This is a genomic window from Fontimonas sp. FW305-C-3, from assembly GCF_058783185.1.
In genome coordinates, this window is the sequence record NZ_JBYSYK010000003.1 from 298411 (window position 1) to 314444 (window position 16034).

Genomic DNA, 16034 nt, shown 5'->3' on the forward strand with positions numbered 1-16034 from the left:
GCTGGCAACGCTAGCCGATCATCGACGGAATGTTCTCTACCAGACGCTTGGTGTACTCGATCAGCATGCGCAGCATCCAGGGGCCGGTGATCGCGAGCACCATCGCCATCGCCAGCAGCTTGGGGATGAACGACAGCGTCATTTCGTTGATCTGCGTCGCGGCCTGGAACACGCCGACCAGCACGCCGACCGCGAGCGCGGTCAGCAGCAGCGGCGCGCCGAGCATCAGCGCCAGCGTCAGCGCCTCTTGGCCGATCGTCAGGACGGTTTCCGGCGTCATTGGAAACTCGCCGCGAGCGTGCCCATCACCAGCGACCAGCCGTCGACCAGCACGAACAGCATCAGCTTGAACGGCAGCGAGATCAGCATCGGCGACAGCATCATCATGCCCATGCTCATCAGCACGCTGGAGACGACGAGGTCGATGATCACGAAGGGAATGAACAACAGGAAGCCGATCTGGAACGCGGTCGTCAGCTCGCTGGTCATGAACGACGCGGCGAGCACGCTGAACGGAATGTCCTCGGGCGTCGCGTACGGCCCCTGCCCGGCCATGCGGGCGAAGGTCATCAGGTCGGCTTCGCGGGTCTGCGCCAGCATGAACTCGCGCAGCGGCTTGGCGCCGGCTTCGAGCGCCGGCTTGAACTCCATCTGGCCGTCGAGATACGGCTGCGCGGCCTCGGTATAGATGCGGTCCATGACCGGGCTCATGACGAAGAACGTCAGCAGCAGCGCGAGGCCGAGCAGGATCTGGTTGGTCGGCGTCTGGCCGGTGCCGAGCGCCTGACGCAGCAGGCCGAGCACGACGATGATGCGCAGGAACGCGGTCATCGACAGCAGCAGCGCCGGCAGCAGGCTCAGGCCGGTCATCAGCAGCAGCGTCTGGATGCTGAGGCTGTATTCGGTGGCGCCGCCGGCAGCCGGCGTCGCGGTCAGGGTCGGCAGGCCGGCGGCGGCGAACGAGATTTCTGGCTGCAGCATTGCCAGGAACGCAATGGCCAGAAAGATCATCAACTTCAGACTCCCTCTCCCCGCCTGCGGGGAGAGGGTTGGGGTGAGGGGCGTCTTTTCACGCAGCAGCTGCGCGCCACCGCCCCTCACCCCGGCCCTCTCCCCGCAAGCGGGGAGAGGGAGATTCAATGGATTGATGAAGAGCGTTTTCATTTCGGCCCTTTCTTCATGGCGTCATCGAGCCAGCTCGAGAACGCCTTGGCCAGCGGCGGCATCGCCAGCGGCTGGGATTCGGGAATCGACGGCGGCGTGTCGTAGCTGTGCAGCAGGTTGACGCCGCTGCCGCCGACACCGAGCAGAAAATGCTTGCCGCCGGCTTCGATCCACACCACACGCTCCTTGGCGCCGAGCGAGACCGCCGCATGCACCTGCATGGCGCCGGCGCGCTGGCCGCGCACGCCCTGCACGCGCTTGAGCATCCAGGCCAGCGCGAACATGACCGCCAGTACGACGATCAGGCTCAGCAGCATCTCGAAGATGCCGCCGGCCATCGACGGTGCTGAGTTTGCAGTTGCGGCGGCAGCGTTCATTTCAGCTTGCGAATCCGTTCGGCCGGGCTGACCACATCGGTCAGGCGGATGCCGAACTTCTCGTTGACGACGACAACCTCGCCATGCGCGATCAGCGTGCCGTTGGCGTAGACGTCGAGCGGCTCGCCAGCCGCGCGTTCGAGTTCGACGACCGAGCCCTGGTTGAGCTGCAGCAGGTTGCGGATCGCGACGCGGGCGCGGCCGACTTCCATCGACAGCGTCACCGGCACATCGAGAATGACGTCGAGATTGACGTCGCCGCCGTTCTGGTTGGAGCCGGTCTGGGCGGTGTTGGAAACGAGTGTTGAGGAAGCGTTCATGCGGCCTCTCGGTGGCTGGGAATCATGGGGGGCTGGCGCGAGCTGGGTTCGCCGATACGGATGACATTGCGGCCGTTGGCCTCGCCGAAGGTGCCGCGGAACAACGGCAGCTGCTCGACGCACAGGTCGAGCACCTTCGGCAGATTGACCGGGATGACGTCGCCGGCCTTGAGCTGGGCGAGCTGACGCAGGCTGATCGTCGTGCGCACCAGCTCGCTGGCGACCTCGACTTCGCAGTTCTGGATCTGCTCGCGCAGCATCACCGCCCAGCGCTCGTCCCTGCCGCCGCGATCCGACTGGATGCCGGCATCGAGCTGCTCGCGGATCGGTTCGATCATCGAATACGGGAAGGTCACGTGCAGGTGGCCGCCGCCGCCTTCGAGTTCGATCTTGAACTTGGAGACGACGACGATCTCGCTGGGCGAGACGATGTTGGCGAAATGCGGATTGACCTCGGAGTTGATGTACTCGAACTCCATGCCCATGACCGGGCTCCAGGCTTCCTGCAGATCGGCAAAGGCCTGCTTGAGCATCAGCTGGATCACGCGCATCTCGGTAGGCGTGAACTCGCGACCTTCGATCTTGGTGTTGAGACGGCCGTCGCCGCCGAAGAAGTTCTCGACGACGGTGAAGACCAGGCGCGGCTCGAACACGAACAGCGCGGTGCCGCGCAGCGGCTTGACGCGGATCAGGCTCAGGCTGGTCGGCACGAACAGCGAATGGGTGTACTCGGAAAACTTGTGCGTCTCGATGCCGACGACGGTCAGCTCCGGCGTGCGGCGCAGCATGTTGAACAGCGAGATGCGGAACAGGCGCGCGAAGCGCTCGTTGATCATCTCCAGCGTCGGCATGCGGCCGCGGACGATGCGGTCCTGGGTCGCGAAGTCGAAGGAACGCGCTTCGCCCGGCATGGCCGGCGCGGCGCTCGTGTCGACCTTGCCGTTGTCGACGCCGTGCAACAGCGCGTCGATCTCGTCCTGGGACAGCAGTTCATTGCTCATGGCGCCGGGCTCACTGCATGACGAAGCTGGAGAAATAGACGGCCTCGACACCGGGGCTGCCGGTTTCTTCCTTGAGGATTTTCTGGATCTCGCCGAGGACCGCGGTCTGCAGCTTCTCCTTGCCTTCGCGGGTCGTCAGATCGGCGACCTGCTGCTGGCCGAGCAGCAGCAGGATCGCGTTGCGGATGCGCGGGTTGTAGCGGCCGACGGCTTCCAGCGCGGCGCTGTCGCGCGCCATCAGTTCGATCTGCGTCTGCAGGTAGCGCGCGTGATCGGGCGCGTCGAGATTGACGACGAAGGCGGGCTCCATGGTCTGGTACAGCGGCGGCGACTTCGGCTTCTCGGCGCCAGCGGCCTCGCCACCCTCGCCTTCGGCCGCATGCGCGAGGCTGGCCTGCATGGCGGCTTCGGTGCGGTGCGAGAAGAACCAGGAGATGCCGGCACTGGCCGCGGTGGAGATCACGACCGCGCCGATCAGCAGCATCATGCCGCCGCTCTTGGCGGGGGCGCTGGGTGCGGCCTTCGCCGCGGGCGCGGCAACGTCGTCGTCGACTGCGGAAGCTTTTGACTGGGCCATGAGACGGCTCGTGGGTGGACTGAGGGGTCCAGAGCAAGTCCTGTTCCAGTGAGTTGCGGTCCGTAGAGGCGGGTCTGAAACCCAGCAAACTCAAGGCTTGCGGCGGCGCCGCGCCGGGAAGCCGGAAAACCGGCGGCGGAAAATGTGCGATGCCGCCGGAAAGTCGACACCTGTCGACCGGAGCCGTTCCCCGGATTTCATCCGGGCTACGTCCGACCCTGTAGCCCGGGTGCAACCCGGGATGCTCCGGTTCAGAGGCCGGATGCGATCCGGACCGTAGCTAGGCGTAGGCGTCGACCAGCAGCAGGCTGCCGACCTGGCGCCGCGAGCGCAGGCTGCTGCTCCGCTCGCGCGTGCCGCTATCGCTTTGCGCCTGGTTACCGCTCTGGCTGGCGCTGCTGCGTTCGACCTGGGCACGCGCCAGGTTCAGGCCCTGCACCGACAGCAGTTCACGCAGCTGCGGCAGCGACTGCTGCAACAGGTCGCGCGCGGCGGCGCTGGCGGCGACGATCGTCACCTGCGCATCGTTGCCGCGCATTTCGACGCGCACGCTGAGACTGCCGAGTTCCGCCGGATGCAGTTCGATGATGGCGTCGTGCTGCTCGTCCAGAGATCCGGCAATGCGTTCGCCCAGCTGCAGGGTCCAGTCGGCTTGCTGGGTGTTGATGACCGTCGGCGCCGGTGCCGGCGGCGGCGTGCTGGCGGACGATGCCGGTGACTGCACGGGGTTCATCGGCGTATCGATCGGCAGGACGGCGGGCATCGAGTTGGCCGCCGCGACGTCGATGAGCGCGGCGAACGACGCCGGATTCAGGGTGCTGGCGGCGATCGGCTGCATGTCGGCCAGCGCGGTGCCGAGGGCGTCCGGCCCTGCCGGCGTCAGCAGCTCTGCGTCCGGTGCCGGCTGCAGAAGATCGACCGACATCGGCACCACCGGCTGTTGCGACTTCTTCGGTCCGGCTGCGGCCTCCGGCAGCGGCGCGGTGGCGTCAGCGGCCATCGCGGCGCCGTCCTGGGGCGTGGGGCCTGGGATCGGGCGCATCCACTGCAGCCACAGACCCATCAGCGAATTGCCGTCGCCGATTTCGTCGTCCGCCGGTTCGCGCTTGATCGGTTCGGATTCAGTGCCTTCCGTCGGCTCCAGTCCTGTGGTCTCGGCAGCTGATGCAACCAGGGGCAGACCGCTCGCCGCCAGCAAGGCATCGAATGCGGTTGTCGGGGTCGCCGCTCCCGGCGCCTTCGGTACGGCAGGAGGTGCGGCCGCGGCAGGCGGCGGCGAGGCGGTCACTGACGGCGATGCGCTCAAGATCGATCGCCGGCCTGATGCTGGCGCAGGGCGTGCTCATCGAGTGTGCGCTGGCCGCGGCGGTTCTCGACCAGCGATTCGCGGCCACGATAGACGTCCGCCAGCTGATCAAGCGTGCTGACTTCGCGGTGCCGCTGTAGCCAGCGGCCGCGCTCGGCTTCGAGCTCCTGCTGTGCCTGGCGAGTCAGCTGGGTCTGGAATGCGGCGGCCTCGTGCAGCCGGCTGACGAACATGCGCGCATTGAGCAGCAGCTGGGTGCTGGTCACGCGCTCCGGCAGCGCGTACTCGCGACAATAGGCCGACAGCTCGTTCAGGCGCGCCTCGCGCTCGGTCAGCTTGCGCTGCGCATCCGCCAGGCGGCTCGCGGCCTGATCCTCGCGAGTCTTCGCGAGCTGCTGCAGCGGTTCGATCCGGCGTGACATGGCAAGTGGCATTGGGCGGGACTCAGTTCAGCAGGCGATGCAGGCCGTCGATGCTGTCGCGCAGGCTGGCGCTCTGGCGGACGTCCTGGCGGAGGAACTCTTCGATGCGCGGCCACTGCGCGATGGCCGCGTCGACCCGCGGATCGGCGCCGTTCTGGTAGGCACCGATCGCGATCAGATCGCGGTTGCGTTGGTAGGCGGAGAACAGCGCACGGAACTGGCGCGCGGCGGCGCGATGGGTCGGATCGACGATCTCGTTCATGACGCGCGAGATCGACGGTTCGATGTCGACGGCCGGATAGATACCGGAATCGGCGATCGAGCGCGACAGCACAATGTGGCCGTCGAGGATGCCGCGCGCGGCGTCGGCGATCGGGTCCTGCGGATCGTCGCCTTCGGTCAGCACCGTATAAAACGCCGTGATCGAGCCGCGGCCGTCGATGCTGTTGCCGGCGCGTTCGACCAGCTTGGGCAGACGCGCGAACACCGACGGCGGATAACCGCGCGTCGTCGGCGGCTCGCCGATCGCCAGGCCAATTTCACGCTGCGCCTGGGCGAAGCGCGTCAGCGAATCCATCAGCAGCAGCACGTGCTTGCCCTGATCGCGGAAATGTTCGGCAATCGCGGTCGCCGTGTAAGCCGCGCGCAGGCGCTGCAGCGGCGAGCGGTCCGCCGGCGTGGCGACGACGCAAGCGCGCTTCATGCCTTCCGGCCCGAGGCTGTGATCGAGGAAATCGCGGACTTCGCGACCGCGTTCGCCGATCAGGCCGACGACGATGACGTCGGCCTGCGTGAAGCGGGTCATCATGCCGAGCAGCGTCGACTTGCCGACACCGGTGCCGGCGAACAGGCCGAGACGCTGGCCGCGACCGACGGTGAGCAGACTATTGATGACGCGCACGCCGACATCGAGCGGCTGCGAGATCGGCTCGCGCGCCAGCGGGTTGAGGATTCGTCCATGCAACGGGACATGGTGGCTGCAGGACAGGCGGCCGCGGCCGTCGATCGGCTGACCTTCGCCATCGAGCACGCGACCGAGCACCGCATCGCCGACTGCGACTTCGGCGCTGTGCCCCATCGGCACGACGCGCGCCATCGGCTGCAGGCCCTGCATGTCGCCGGAAGGCATCAGGAAGACGCGTTCGGCGGAGAAGCCGACGGCTTCGGCTTCGAGGATCGCGCCGTCCGGATTGATGATGCGCGCGCGCGCGCCCAGCGCGAGCGGACAGCCAACGGCTTCCAGCGTCAGGCCGACAACGCGGCGCAGCTGGCCTTCGACGACCAGATCCTGCGCTTGCGCCACGCGGTCGCCCTGTGCGCGCAAGCGCGCGGCAAAGTCGTGGTTGGCCTGGGCGCTGAAGGTATTCACAGGGCTTCGCCGGCCACTGCCATGCGCATCGCTGCGAGCCGCGTTTCGAGACGCGCGTCGAGCTGGGTCGAGTCGGTGGCGATCCGGCAATCGCCGCGCTGCAGGCTGGCGTCGCCGAGAATCTGGAAGTTCTGCCCTTGCGCCGGCAGACCGGGACGATCGGCCAGAAATGCAACGTCGTCCGGATGCAGCTGCACGCGCAGCTCGCGCGTGTACGGCGGCAACGCAGCGAGCGCACTGCGCACCAGGGATTCGATCAGCTCGGGACGCAGGCTCAGCTCGGCCTGGGCCAGGCGCCGTGCGATCGCGCAGGCGGTTTCAAGCAGTGCGGCTTCGACTTCTTCATCGAGCTGCGCCAGCGGACGCTGGATCTGTTCGATCAATGCGCGCAGGCGTTCGGCTTCCTGCCGTGCCGCGCGCTGGCCATCGGCATAACCGTCGGCCTGGCCGCGCTGCAGGCCTTCCTGGTAAGCCGCGGCTTCGATCTCGTCGAGCTGCGCGGCGGTATGCAAACCGTCGAGATCGCGCGGCCGGGGCTCGTCGAAGCTGGGAATCTGCCAGCGCGTCAGCGCCGCGGCGCTCTCCGCCGGGACGACGGCCAGCGGCGCAACCTGCTCCGCCAGCAGTTCCGGCATCGCTTCGCCCATCAGACCATCTCCTCGCCCTTGCCGCCGAGCACGATCGTGCCGGCATCAGCCAGACGCCGCGCGATCGCCAGAATTTCCTTCTGAGCGCCCTCGACATCCGACAGCTTGGCCGGGCCTTTGGCTTCCATGTCCTCAAGCAGCATCTCGCCGGCACGCGCCGACATGTTGCGCAGGATCTTGTCCTTGACCCGCGGCTCGGCGCCCTTGAGCGCGAGCCCGAGCACTTCGCCGGGCACATCGCGCAGCAGCGCCTGGATGCTGCGGTCATCAACCTGGCCGAGATCGTCGAAGACGAACATCAGGTCCTGGATGCGCTGCGACAGATCCTCGTCGACTTCGCCGATCTTGCCGATGATGGCCTGCTCGGCCGTCGTGTCCATCAGGTTCAGAATGGTTGCAGCGACCTTGATGCCGCCGACGCTGGAGGCCTTGAGGTTGCCGCCGCCGGAGAACTGCTTCTCCATGATCTCGTCGAGCTCGCGCAGCGCCTGCGGCTGGATGCCATCGAGGCGCGCGATGCGCATCAGCACGTCGCCGCGCATGCGTTCCGGCAGCTGCAGGACGACATCCGCCGCCTGGTCCGGATCGAGATAGGCCAGCACGATGGCGACGATCTGCGGGTGTTCGTTGCGGACGATGTCGGCAACGGCGCGCGTCTCCATCCACTTGAGCGCTTCGAGCCCCTTACTGTTGCGACCCAAGAGAATGCGATCGATCAGGCCGTTGGCCTTGTCCTGTCCCAGCGCGTTGACCATGACACGGCGCACGTAGTCATCGGCGCCGACGCCCAGCGAGGTCTGCGAGTCGACCGCGAGGACGAACTCGTCCATGACCTGCGTCGCGCGTTCCTGGCTGACGTTCGACAGCGAGGCCATCGCCGCGCCGACCTTCTGCACGTCCTTGGCGCCCATGTGCTTGAGCACTTCGGCCGCCTCGGTCTCGCCGAGCGACATCAGCAGGATGGCCGCGCGTTCGACGCCCGTCGGTGCAGCCGCTGCGGCATTGGCGTCGCCCATCTTCAAGCCTCCTGTCCGACCCAGTTCTTGACGACCTGGGCCACGCGTTTCGGATCCTGCGCGACGGCCTGACGCGCCGCCTGCAGCTTCTGTTCATAGGCCAGCTGCTGCTGCGGCATCGCCTGCGCATGCACCAGCTGCATCTGCGCCCGGCCATCGGCCAGTGCCGCCTCCACTTCCGCCGCCGGCCCCGGCAGCGACTGCTGCAGGCTCGCGCGCAGCGGCGTGTTGAGCAGGCTGCGCAGTGCCGGCCGCAGTACCACGAAAATAAGGATCAGCAACAGCAGCAGACCCGCACCCAGGCGGGCGTAGCTCTGCACCTGCGGCTCGCGCCAGATCGGCAGCTCCTCGGCTGCGGCGATTTCGCTCTGCAGGAATGCCGCGTTCTGCACTTCGACCGAATCGCCGCGCTGGGCATTGAAGCCGACGGCTTCCTTGACCAGCGACTGCACCTGCGCGAGTTCGGCGGTGCTCAGCGGCTTGAGCTCGACCTCACCCGGCTTGCCGTCGGATTTTGGACGCGGCACGTGATCGACCAGCACCGCAACCGACAGACGCTGGAGTTTTCCGGCCGACTGGCGCGTGTGGCTCAGCGTGCGGTCCATCTCGTAGCTGCGCGTCGCCTGCTTGCTCTGCGTTTGGATGTCGCTCTGCGGGCCCGTCGCCTGCGGCTGGCCGGCGGCATTGACCGCATTGAGCGGCGGATTGGGCTTGTCGGCCGGCGGCTGGTTCGATGTCGCGCCCGGAATCCCGACCGCGGCGCCGGCACCGGCGCGGGTAACGTCCTCGGAAATCTGTTCGCTGCGAATCTTCGTCGCGTCCGGCGTATAGCTTTCGCGCGCTTCCTCGGTCACCGAGAAATCGATGTCGGCGGCCACCTGGGCGCTCACCCGGCCGGCGCCGACCAGCGGCACCAGCAGCTGTTCGATGCGGCGCGCGTAGTCGCTCTCGACGCGGCGCTGGTAGCCGAGCTGTTCGGTGCTCTGCGCCAGGGCGCTGTCGTTGTTGTTGGACATCAGGCGGCCGCTCTGGTCGACGACCGTCACGTCCTGCGGATCCAGGCCCGGCACGCTGGCTGCGACCATGTGGACGATCGACGCGACCTGGTTCTGTTCGAGTTCGCGACCGCTCTGCAGCTGGACGAACACCGAGGCGCTCGGCGCCTCGCGGTTGCGCGTGAACGCCGAAGGTTTGGGAATCGCCAGATGCACGCGCGCCGCGCGGACCGGCTGGAGATTGCCGATCGTCCGCGCCAGTTCGGTTTCCAACGCGTGCTGGTAGCGGGCGGTTTCGACGAACTGGCTGGTGCCGAAACCCTGCTCCTGGTTCATCGCCTCGAAGCCCTGGGCCGAACCGCGCGGCAGTCCCTGGCCGGCGAGCTTGAGGCGCGTTTCATGCACCTTGTCGGCCGGCACCAGCACCGAGCCGCTGAGACGGTCGACTTCAAAAGGCACCGCCGAGCTGCGCAGTGCCTCGGCGACTTCGGCCGCATCGTTGCCGGCCAGGTTGGCGTAGACCGGCACATAGGCAGGACGCTGCGACCAGGTCCAGGCCCACAGCCCGATCGCAACCGCGGTGGCGATGCCGAACAGCACGCCGAGCTGGCGCACGGCGGGAACGTCCTTGAGATTGCGTACCGTCGAAAGCGATTGACTGGCCATGATTCAGCTCAGAGCGGCATGTTCATGATGTCCTGATACGCCGCGACCATGCGGTTGCGGACCTCGACAACGCCGCGGAACTCGACCTGCGCCTTGGCGCCGGCCAGCATCACGGTGGAAAGATCGGTGTTGCGGTCGCCGCGCGCGAAGGCTTCCTGCAGCTGGGTAGACGTGCGCTGCGACTGGCTGACCTGGTCGATCGCGCCTTTGAGCATCGTGTCGAAACCGCCCTTGGGAACCGCGGCGTTCAACGGCGCTGCCGCCGGCCGGCTGCTGGCCTGCGCCTGCAGCGTGCGGATTTGCGCGAGCACCCGGCTGACATCCATTTCGTTCATTGCTGCGACCCAGGGAACCGTTTGCGGGGGTCGGTGCAAGACCTGTTCCCGGTGCGGCGGATCGCGGGCGTCAATGAATTGACTCAACTCCAAGACGCAGCCGCCGCCAGATTTCCGACGAACTGCTCCCTCTCCCCGTTCACGGGGAGAGGGTCGGGGTGAGGGGCCTCTTTTGGCCCGGAGCCCCAAACAGCCCCCGTTCGCATCGAGTGCCGTGCGCGCAGCGCACGGTGCATCGAGATGCCGGCGCAGACCTGGTGCTGGTCTCTCGATACACCGCGCTCACGCGCGGCACTCGAGACGAACGGGGCTTTGTCCGGCGCCCGAAGGAAAAGCCAAACAAAATCGGCCGGCATTGCGCCGGCCGATGCTTGCTGCAAGAAGCGGACTAGGTCCGCTCGATGACCATCAGCAGGTCGTGCGCATTGACGATCGCGCCGCGCTGGGTCAGCACCTGGCCGATCGTCGCGTCGGCTTCGGCGCGCAGCTGGGTTTCCATCTTCATTGCCTCGATCGACAGCAGCGGATCGCCCTTCTTGACCTTCTGGCCCGGCTTGACCGCGACGGTGACGACCATGCCCGGCATCGGCGCGCCGACGTGGTTCGGGTTGCCGTCTTCGGCCTTCGGATTCTCCGCCTTGGTCAGCGCACCGGCCTTCGGCACGCGGACCACGCGCGGCTGGCCGTTGAGCTCGAAGAACAGCTTGACCGCGCCCTCCTCCGGCAGATCGGTCTGGCCCTGCAGCTTGATCATCAGCGTCTTGCCGGGCTCGAGGTCGATCGACACTTCCTCGCCCTCGCTCAGACCATAGAAGAAGAGCGGCGTCGGCAGCACCGACACATCGCCGAAATGACTGCGGTGCTCGGCGTACTCGCGGAAGACCTTCGGATACATGAGCGCCGAGGCCAGATCGGTGTCGGTGAGCTTGCGGCCGATCGTCTTCTCGGCTTCGGCACGCGCCGCTTCCAGGTCGACGGGCGCCAGCGAAGCGCCGGGGCGGCCTTCGCGCGGCTTGCCGCCCTTGAGAATCTTGTCGGTCAGCGCCGCCGGGAAACCATCCGGCGGAAAGCCGAGATCGCCGGTGAACAACTGGATCACCGATTCCGGGAACGCGACCTCGCGGGTCGGATCGGTGATGTCCTCGGCATCGAGGTCGTTGGCGACCATGAACAACGCCATGTCGCCGACGACCTTTGACGTCGGCGTGACCTTGACGATGTCGCCGAACAGCTTGTTGACCTCGGCATACGCGCGCGAGACCTCCGGCCAGCGCGCGGACAGGCCCAGCGACCGCGCCTGCTCGCGCAGGTTGGTGTACTGACCACCCGGCATCTCGTGACGATAGACGTCGGACGTACCGGAACGGATATCGGCCTCGAACGGCGCGTAATAGCGCCGCGTGCCTTCCCAGTAGGTCGACAGCGCCTGCAGCTTGTCGAAGTCCAGGCCAGGATCGCGCGGGGTACCGACCAGCGCGCTGGCGATCGCGCCGAGGTTCGGCTGCGAGGTCAGGCCGGACATCGAGTCGAGCGCGCCGTCGACGGCATCGCAACCGGCCTCGATCGCGGCCAGCACACTGGCCGCGCTGATGCCGCTGGTGTCGTGGGTATGGAAATGGATCGGCAGACCGACTTCCTGCTTGAGCGCGGTCACCAGCGCATGCGCGGCACGCGGGCGGCAGACGCCGGCCATGTCCTTGATGCCGATGATGTGCGCGCCGGCCTTCTCGAGCGACTTGGCCATGTCGACGTAGTACTTGAGGTTGTACTTGGGCCGCGCCTCGTCGAAGAGATCGCCGGTGTAGCAGATCGCCGCCTCGCACAGCGCGCCGGATTCGCGCACCGCATCGATCGCCACGCGCATGTTCTCGACCCAGTTCAGCGAGTCGAAGACACGGAACAGGTCGATGCCGTTGCCGGCCGCCTGCTGGACGAACTGGCGCACGACATTGTCCGGATAGTTGGTATAGCCGACCGCGTTCGACGAGCGCAGCAGCATCTGGAACAGGATGTTCGGCACCGCCTCGCGCAGTTCCGCCAGGCGGTGCCAGGGATCTTCCTTCAGGAAGCGCAGGGCAACGTCGAAGGTCGCCCCGCCCCAGCATTCGAGCGAGAACAGCTCGGGCGCCATGCGCGCGTAGTACGGCGCAATCGCCGCCATGTCGCGCGTCCGCATGCGCGTCGCGAACAGCGACTGGTGGGCGTCGCGCATCGTCGTGTCGGTCAGCAGCACCTGCGGCTGCTTGAGCATCCAGGCGGCAAAGCCATCCGGGCCCAGTTCCTTGAGACGGTCGCGCGTACCCGGCTGGATCTTCTGCGCGAGGTCGAAGTCCGGCAGCACCGGCTCGGCCATCGGCGTCGGCGGCGCGATGCGCCCCTTCATCTCCGGGTTGCCGTTGACGACCACCTCGCCGATGAAGCGCAGCAGGCGCGTCGCACGGTCGCGGCGGCGGGCGAAGGTGAACAGCTCCGGCGTCGTGTCGATGAAGCGCGTCGTGTTCTCGCCCGACTGGAACAGCGGGTGATTGATGACGTTCTCGAGGAACTGCAGATTGCTCGACAGACCGCGGATGCGGAACTCGCGCAGCGCACGGTCCATGCGCGTGATCGCCTCGGCGGAGCTGGCGCCCCAGGTCGTGACCTTGACCAGCAGCGAGTCATAGAACGGCGTGATGACCGCGCCGGAGTACGCGGTGCCGCCGTCGAGACGCACGCCGAAGCCGGCGGCGCTGCGGTAGGCGGTCAGGCGGCCGTAGTCCGGCGTGAAGTTGTTCTCCGGGTCTTCGGTCGTCACGCGGCACTGCAGCGCGTGGCCGGTCATCGTGATGGCGGACTGCTCCGGCACACCGGACTGCGGCGTGCCGATGCGCGCACCCTCGGTGACGCGGATCTGCGCCTTGACGATGTCGATGCCGGTGATTTCCTCGGTCACCGTATGCTCGACCTGGATGCGCGGGTTGACCTCGATGAAGTAGTACTTGCCGGTCTCGGCGTCCATCAGGAACTCGACGGTGCCGGCGTGACTGTAGTTCACCGCCCGCCCCAGCTTGAGTGCCGCCTCGCACAGGCCGGCGCGCTGTTCGTCATTCAGGTACGGCGCCGGCGCCCGCTCAACGACCTTCTGGTTGCGCCGCTGCACCGAGCAGTCGCGCTCATATAGATGCACCAGCTGGCCGTGGGTATCACCGAGGATCTGCACTTCCACGTGGCGCGCATGGCGAACCAGCTTCTCCAGGTAGACCTCGTCGTTGCCGAAGGCGGACAGGGCTTCACGACGGGCGACGTCGACCTGGGTCGCAAGGTCGGCTTCCGTCTCGATGACGCGCATGCCGCGGCCGCCGCCGCCCCAGCTGGCCTTGAGCATCAGCGGATAACCGACCTCGCCCGCCATGCGGCGGACCTCGTTCATGTCCTTGGGCAACGGCACCGTGGCCGGCATCACCGGCACCCCGGCCTTCACGGCGACATTGCGCGCGGCGACCTTGTTGCCCAGCGTGCGCATGACGTCCGGGCGCGGGCCGATGAAAAGGATGCCGGCCTGATCGCAGGCGTCGGCGAAGTCCGGATTCTCCGAGAGAAAGCCGTAGCCAGGATGGATGGCGTCGACGCCGGCCTTGCGTGCAACCTTGAGGATGCCTTCGATATCGAGATAGGCGGCAATCGGCTTCTGCCCGGCACCGATGCGATAGCTCTCGTCCGCCTTGAAACGATGCAGGGCGTAACGGTCTTCGTTGGCGTAGATCGCCACCGTGCGAATGCCCAGTTCCGCCGCCGCGCGCATGACGCGGATAGCGATTTCCGAACGGTTGGCGACCAGCAGCTTGCGGATTTGGCGCATTCAAACAGTTCCTGTGAGTCTCATCGAAAGGGGTGCGTTGCCACATTTTCGAGCATGGCAGACCCGGACAATATACCGATACAACGAGCGTGCCACCTACCATCCGGATAGGGCACCGATGCGATTTCTCCTACGTACAGACAATTTTAGCGGCCCGTATCGCAGCATTATTTCGGTCGGTCGCGAGGCCGGAATGCACCGGTTTTTGGCGTTTCGCGCGCCCTAGGGAGTCCCCTAGGGAAACCAAATGCGAAAAACACTAGTGCTACGCATTTGATTTCGACTAGCATACGGTGCCCGTCATGGGCGTACCTTTCTGGGAGATCGTTAATGGCTAAGGCCAAGAAGAAACCAGCTGCGAAGAAAGCACCCGCTAAGAAGGCTGCTCCGAAGAAGGCTGCAAAGAAGGCTGCACCGAAGAAGGCTGTGAAGAAGGCTGCTCCGAAGAAGGCCGCCAAGAAGGCTGCTCCGAAGAAGGCCGCCGTGAAGAAGGCTGCTCCGAAGAAGGCAGTGAAGAAGGTCAAGGTCAAGCGCAAGCCGAATCCGGCGCTGATGAAGCCGATGACGCCGAGCGCGACGCTCGCCGAAGTGGTCGGCAACAAGCCGCAGCCGCGCGGTCAGATCACCAAGAACCTCTGGGCCTACATCAAGAAGAACGGCTTGCAGGATCAGGCGAACAAGCGCCAGATCAATGCTGACGCCAAGCTGCAGAAGGTGTTCGGCGGCAAGACCACGGTCAACATGTTTGAAATGACCAAGCTGGTCAGCAAGCACATCAGCTAATGTCGTGCCGGAGCAGCGACGCAAGCGTCTAACGCTTGCGTCGCCCTCTCTGGGCTCGCTCCGACGAGCCGCAACGCTGACGGTTTTGGTTTCGCGGTACTGAAACATCCACGAAGCACCCAGGATTACTGTGAGCACCGTCGATCCCAGCCTGTTCGCCCGCTACGTGCCGCTAAACGCGCTGAGCCCCGAACGGCAAGCGGATCTGGCACGCAAATCCACGGTCACTGCCGCCAAACCCAAGGCGGCATTGTTCAAGATCGGCGATACCGCCGATCGCGCCCTCTTTCTGTTGTCCGGCGAAGTGCGTCTGCTCGACGCCCAGGGCAACAGCGTCGCCAGCATCCGCGCCGGCGACCCCGCATCCTTCCATCGACTTGCCCATCAGTCGCCGCGCGGCGTCACTGCCATCTGCGCGACCGACGTCAGCGTGCTCGCGGTCGACTCCGGCCTGCTCGACGTCATGCTGACCTGGGACCAGACCGGTTCCTTCGAAGTCGGCGAGCTCAAGGCCAGCGAAGTCGACGGCGACAATGCCGGCGACGACTGGATGACGCGCCTGCTGCAGATGCGCACCTTCCAGCTGGTGCCGCCGTCCAACCTGCAGGCGATGTTCATGCGCATGCAGCAGCACAACGTCGAACCCGGCACCGTCATCGTCAAGCAGGACGACGTCGGCGACTACTTCTATGTCGTCATGTCCGGCCGCTGCATCGTGACCCGCGAGCAGACTGCCGGCAAAGCCGTGCGCCTCGCCGAGCTGGAGTCCGGCTCGTGCTTCGGCGAAGAGGCGCTGATCTCCGACTCCCGGCGCAATGCCACCGTCACCGCGCTGGTGCGCAGCAGCCTGATGCGCCTGAGCAAGGACGACTTCCGCAAGCTGCTCAACGAGCCGCTGGCGCGCAAGATCGACTACGCGAAGGCTCAGGAGATGGTGGCGAGCGGCAAGGCACGCTGGCTCGATGTACGCCTGCCGAGCGAATCGCAGAACGCGCCGCTGGCGGGTGCACTGAACCTGCCGCTCTACATGCTGCGCATGAAGCTCGCTCAGCTCGACGCGGCAACGACTTGGATTGTCTGCTGCGATACCGGCCGCCGCAGCTCGGTAGGCGTCTTCGTGCTGACCCAGAAGGGCTTCGACGCGCTGCTGCTGGCCGGCGGCCTGCCCGCGACCCTTTAAGCGAGCTGCGTAGCCCGGATGAATTCCGGGGCGGACAT

The 16034-nt window shown here is 66.4% G+C and carries 16 protein-coding genes; 2 read left to right on the forward strand and 14 right to left on the reverse strand.

The genetic code is table 11. The features are described from left to right. Positions 1-10: 10 nt before the first annotated feature. From fliQ to AC3WUF_RS12930, 14 genes are all read right to left on the reverse strand, one after another. Positions 11-280 carry a flagellar biosynthesis protein FliQ gene (gene fliQ, locus AC3WUF_RS12865; protein WP_492426166.1) on the reverse strand — a complete coding sequence of 90 codons (270 nt, stop codon included), beginning with the start codon at positions 278-280 and terminating at the stop codon, positions 11-13. Then, positions 277-1011 (reverse strand): flagellar type III secretion system pore protein FliP, encoded by a 735-nt coding sequence (fliP, locus tag AC3WUF_RS12870; protein ID WP_492426168.1) that lies wholly within the window; start codon positions 1009-1011, stop codon positions 277-279. Before fliP ends, fliQ begins: the two co-directional genes overlap by 4 nt. 149 nt (positions 1012-1160) lie before the next feature. After that, the gene (fliO, locus tag AC3WUF_RS12875) at positions 1161-1541 is read right to left on the reverse strand and encodes a flagellar biosynthetic protein FliO (RefSeq protein ID WP_492426170.1); all 381 of its coding nucleotides are present in this window, start codon (positions 1539-1541) and stop codon (positions 1161-1163) included. Then, the gene (fliN, locus tag AC3WUF_RS12880; RefSeq protein ID WP_492426172.1) at positions 1538-1861 is read right to left on the reverse strand and encodes a flagellar motor switch protein FliN; all 324 of its coding nucleotides are present in this window, start codon (positions 1859-1861) and stop codon (positions 1538-1540) included. The genes fliO and fliN overlap by 4 nt, the downstream gene beginning before the upstream one ends. After that, the gene (gene fliM / locus AC3WUF_RS12885) at positions 1858-2862 is read right to left on the reverse strand and encodes a flagellar motor switch protein FliM (protein ID WP_492426174.1); all 1005 of its coding nucleotides are present in this window, start codon (positions 2860-2862) and stop codon (positions 1858-1860) included. Before fliM ends, fliN begins: the two co-directional genes overlap by 4 nt. 10 nt (positions 2863-2872) lie before the next feature. After that, positions 2873-3439, reverse strand: coding sequence for a flagellar basal body-associated FliL family protein (locus AC3WUF_RS12890; protein WP_492426176.1), 567 nt, complete (start codon positions 3437-3439; stop codon positions 2873-2875). Between the two features lie 280 nt (positions 3440-3719). Beyond that, positions 3720-4745, reverse strand: a complete 1026-nt coding sequence (locus AC3WUF_RS12895; protein ID WP_492426178.1) for a flagellar hook-length control protein FliK — start codon at positions 4743-4745, stop codon at positions 3720-3722. Next, a complete protein-coding gene (gene fliJ, locus AC3WUF_RS12900; RefSeq protein ID WP_492426180.1) occupies positions 4742-5167 on the reverse strand; it encodes a flagellar export protein FliJ in 426 nt (141 codons plus the stop codon). The genes AC3WUF_RS12895 and fliJ overlap by 4 nt, the downstream gene beginning before the upstream one ends. Before the next feature lie 22 nt (positions 5168-5189). After that, entirely contained in the window at positions 5190-6536 is a 1347-nt protein-coding gene (gene fliI / locus AC3WUF_RS12905; protein ID WP_492426182.1) for a flagellar protein export ATPase FliI, read from the reverse strand. Continuing rightward, complete coding sequence (locus AC3WUF_RS12910; RefSeq protein ID WP_492426184.1) at positions 6533-7183, reverse strand: FliH/SctL family protein; 651 nt, start codon at positions 7181-7183, stop codon at positions 6533-6535. Before AC3WUF_RS12910 ends, fliI begins: the two co-directional genes overlap by 4 nt. Beyond that, the gene (gene fliG / locus AC3WUF_RS12915) at positions 7183-8199 is read right to left on the reverse strand and encodes a flagellar motor switch protein FliG (RefSeq protein ID WP_492426186.1); all 1017 of its coding nucleotides are present in this window, start codon (positions 8197-8199) and stop codon (positions 7183-7185) included. The genes AC3WUF_RS12910 and fliG overlap by 1 nt, the downstream gene beginning before the upstream one ends. A 2-nt stretch (positions 8200-8201) precedes the next feature. Then, positions 8202-9860: a flagellar basal-body MS-ring/collar protein FliF gene (gene fliF, locus AC3WUF_RS12920; RefSeq protein ID WP_492426188.1), complete on the reverse strand. Its 1659-nt coding sequence runs from the start codon at positions 9858-9860 to the stop codon at positions 8202-8204. A gap of 8 nt (positions 9861-9868) precedes the next feature. Next, positions 9869-10195: a flagellar hook-basal body complex protein FliE gene (fliE, locus tag AC3WUF_RS12925; protein WP_492426190.1), complete on the reverse strand. Its 327-nt coding sequence runs from the start codon at positions 10193-10195 to the stop codon at positions 9869-9871. A gap of 388 nt (positions 10196-10583) precedes the next feature. After that, positions 10584-14033: a pyruvate carboxylase gene (locus AC3WUF_RS12930; protein WP_492426192.1), complete on the reverse strand. Its 3450-nt coding sequence runs from the start codon at positions 14031-14033 to the stop codon at positions 10584-10586. A 330-nt stretch (positions 14034-14363) separates the two neighbouring features. On the opposite strand from AC3WUF_RS12930, the gene AC3WUF_RS12935 reads away from it, so the two are divergent. Beyond that, complete coding sequence (locus AC3WUF_RS12935; protein WP_492426193.1) at positions 14364-14816, forward strand: SWIB/MDM2 domain-containing protein; 453 nt, start codon at positions 14364-14366, stop codon at positions 14814-14816. Between the two features lie 130 nt (positions 14817-14946). Continuing rightward, positions 14947-15996, forward strand: a complete 1050-nt coding sequence (locus tag AC3WUF_RS12940; protein ID WP_492426195.1) for a cyclic nucleotide-binding domain-containing protein — start codon at positions 14947-14949, stop codon at positions 15994-15996. Positions 15997-16034 lie beyond the last annotated feature (38 nt).

Coding starts and splice junctions, on each gene's coding strand:
- fliE (WP_492426190.1), bottom strand. CDS start 10,195: ATGAACGAAATGGATGTCAGCCGGGTGCTCGCGCAAATCCGCACGCTG.
- fliJ (WP_492426180.1), bottom strand. CDS start 5,167: ATGTCACGCCGGATCGAACCGCTGCAGCAGCTCGCGAAGACTCGCGAG.
- fliQ (WP_492426166.1), bottom strand. CDS start 280: ATGACGCCGGAAACCGTCCTGACGATCGGCCAAGAGGCGCTGACGCTG.
- fliF (WP_492426188.1), bottom strand. CDS start 9,860: ATGGCCAGTCAATCGCTTTCGACGGTACGCAATCTCAAGGACGTTCCC.
- fliM (WP_492426174.1), bottom strand. CDS start 2,862: ATGAGCAATGAACTGCTGTCCCAGGACGAGATCGACGCGCTGTTGCAC.
- fliN (WP_492426172.1), bottom strand. CDS start 1,861: ATGAACGCTTCCTCAACACTCGTTTCCAACACCGCCCAGACCGGCTCC.
- AC3WUF_RS12935 (WP_492426193.1), top strand. CDS start 14,364: ATGGCTAAGGCCAAGAAGAAACCAGCTGCGAAGAAAGCACCCGCTAAG.
- AC3WUF_RS12930 (WP_492426192.1), bottom strand. CDS start 14,033: ATGCGCCAAATCCGCAAGCTGCTGGTCGCCAACCGTTCGGAAATCGCT.
- AC3WUF_RS12890 (WP_492426176.1), bottom strand. CDS start 3,439: ATGGCCCAGTCAAAAGCTTCCGCAGTCGACGACGACGTTGCCGCGCCC.
- fliO (WP_492426170.1), bottom strand. CDS start 1,541: ATGAACGCTGCCGCCGCAACTGCAAACTCAGCACCGTCGATGGCCGGC.
- fliG (WP_492426186.1), bottom strand. CDS start 8,199: ATGGGCGACGCCAATGCCGCAGCGGCTGCACCGACGGGCGTCGAACGC.
- fliP (WP_492426168.1), bottom strand. CDS start 1,011: ATGATCTTTCTGGCCATTGCGTTCCTGGCAATGCTGCAGCCAGAAATC.
- AC3WUF_RS12910 (WP_492426184.1), bottom strand. CDS start 7,183: ATGGGCGAAGCGATGCCGGAACTGCTGGCGGAGCAGGTTGCGCCGCTG.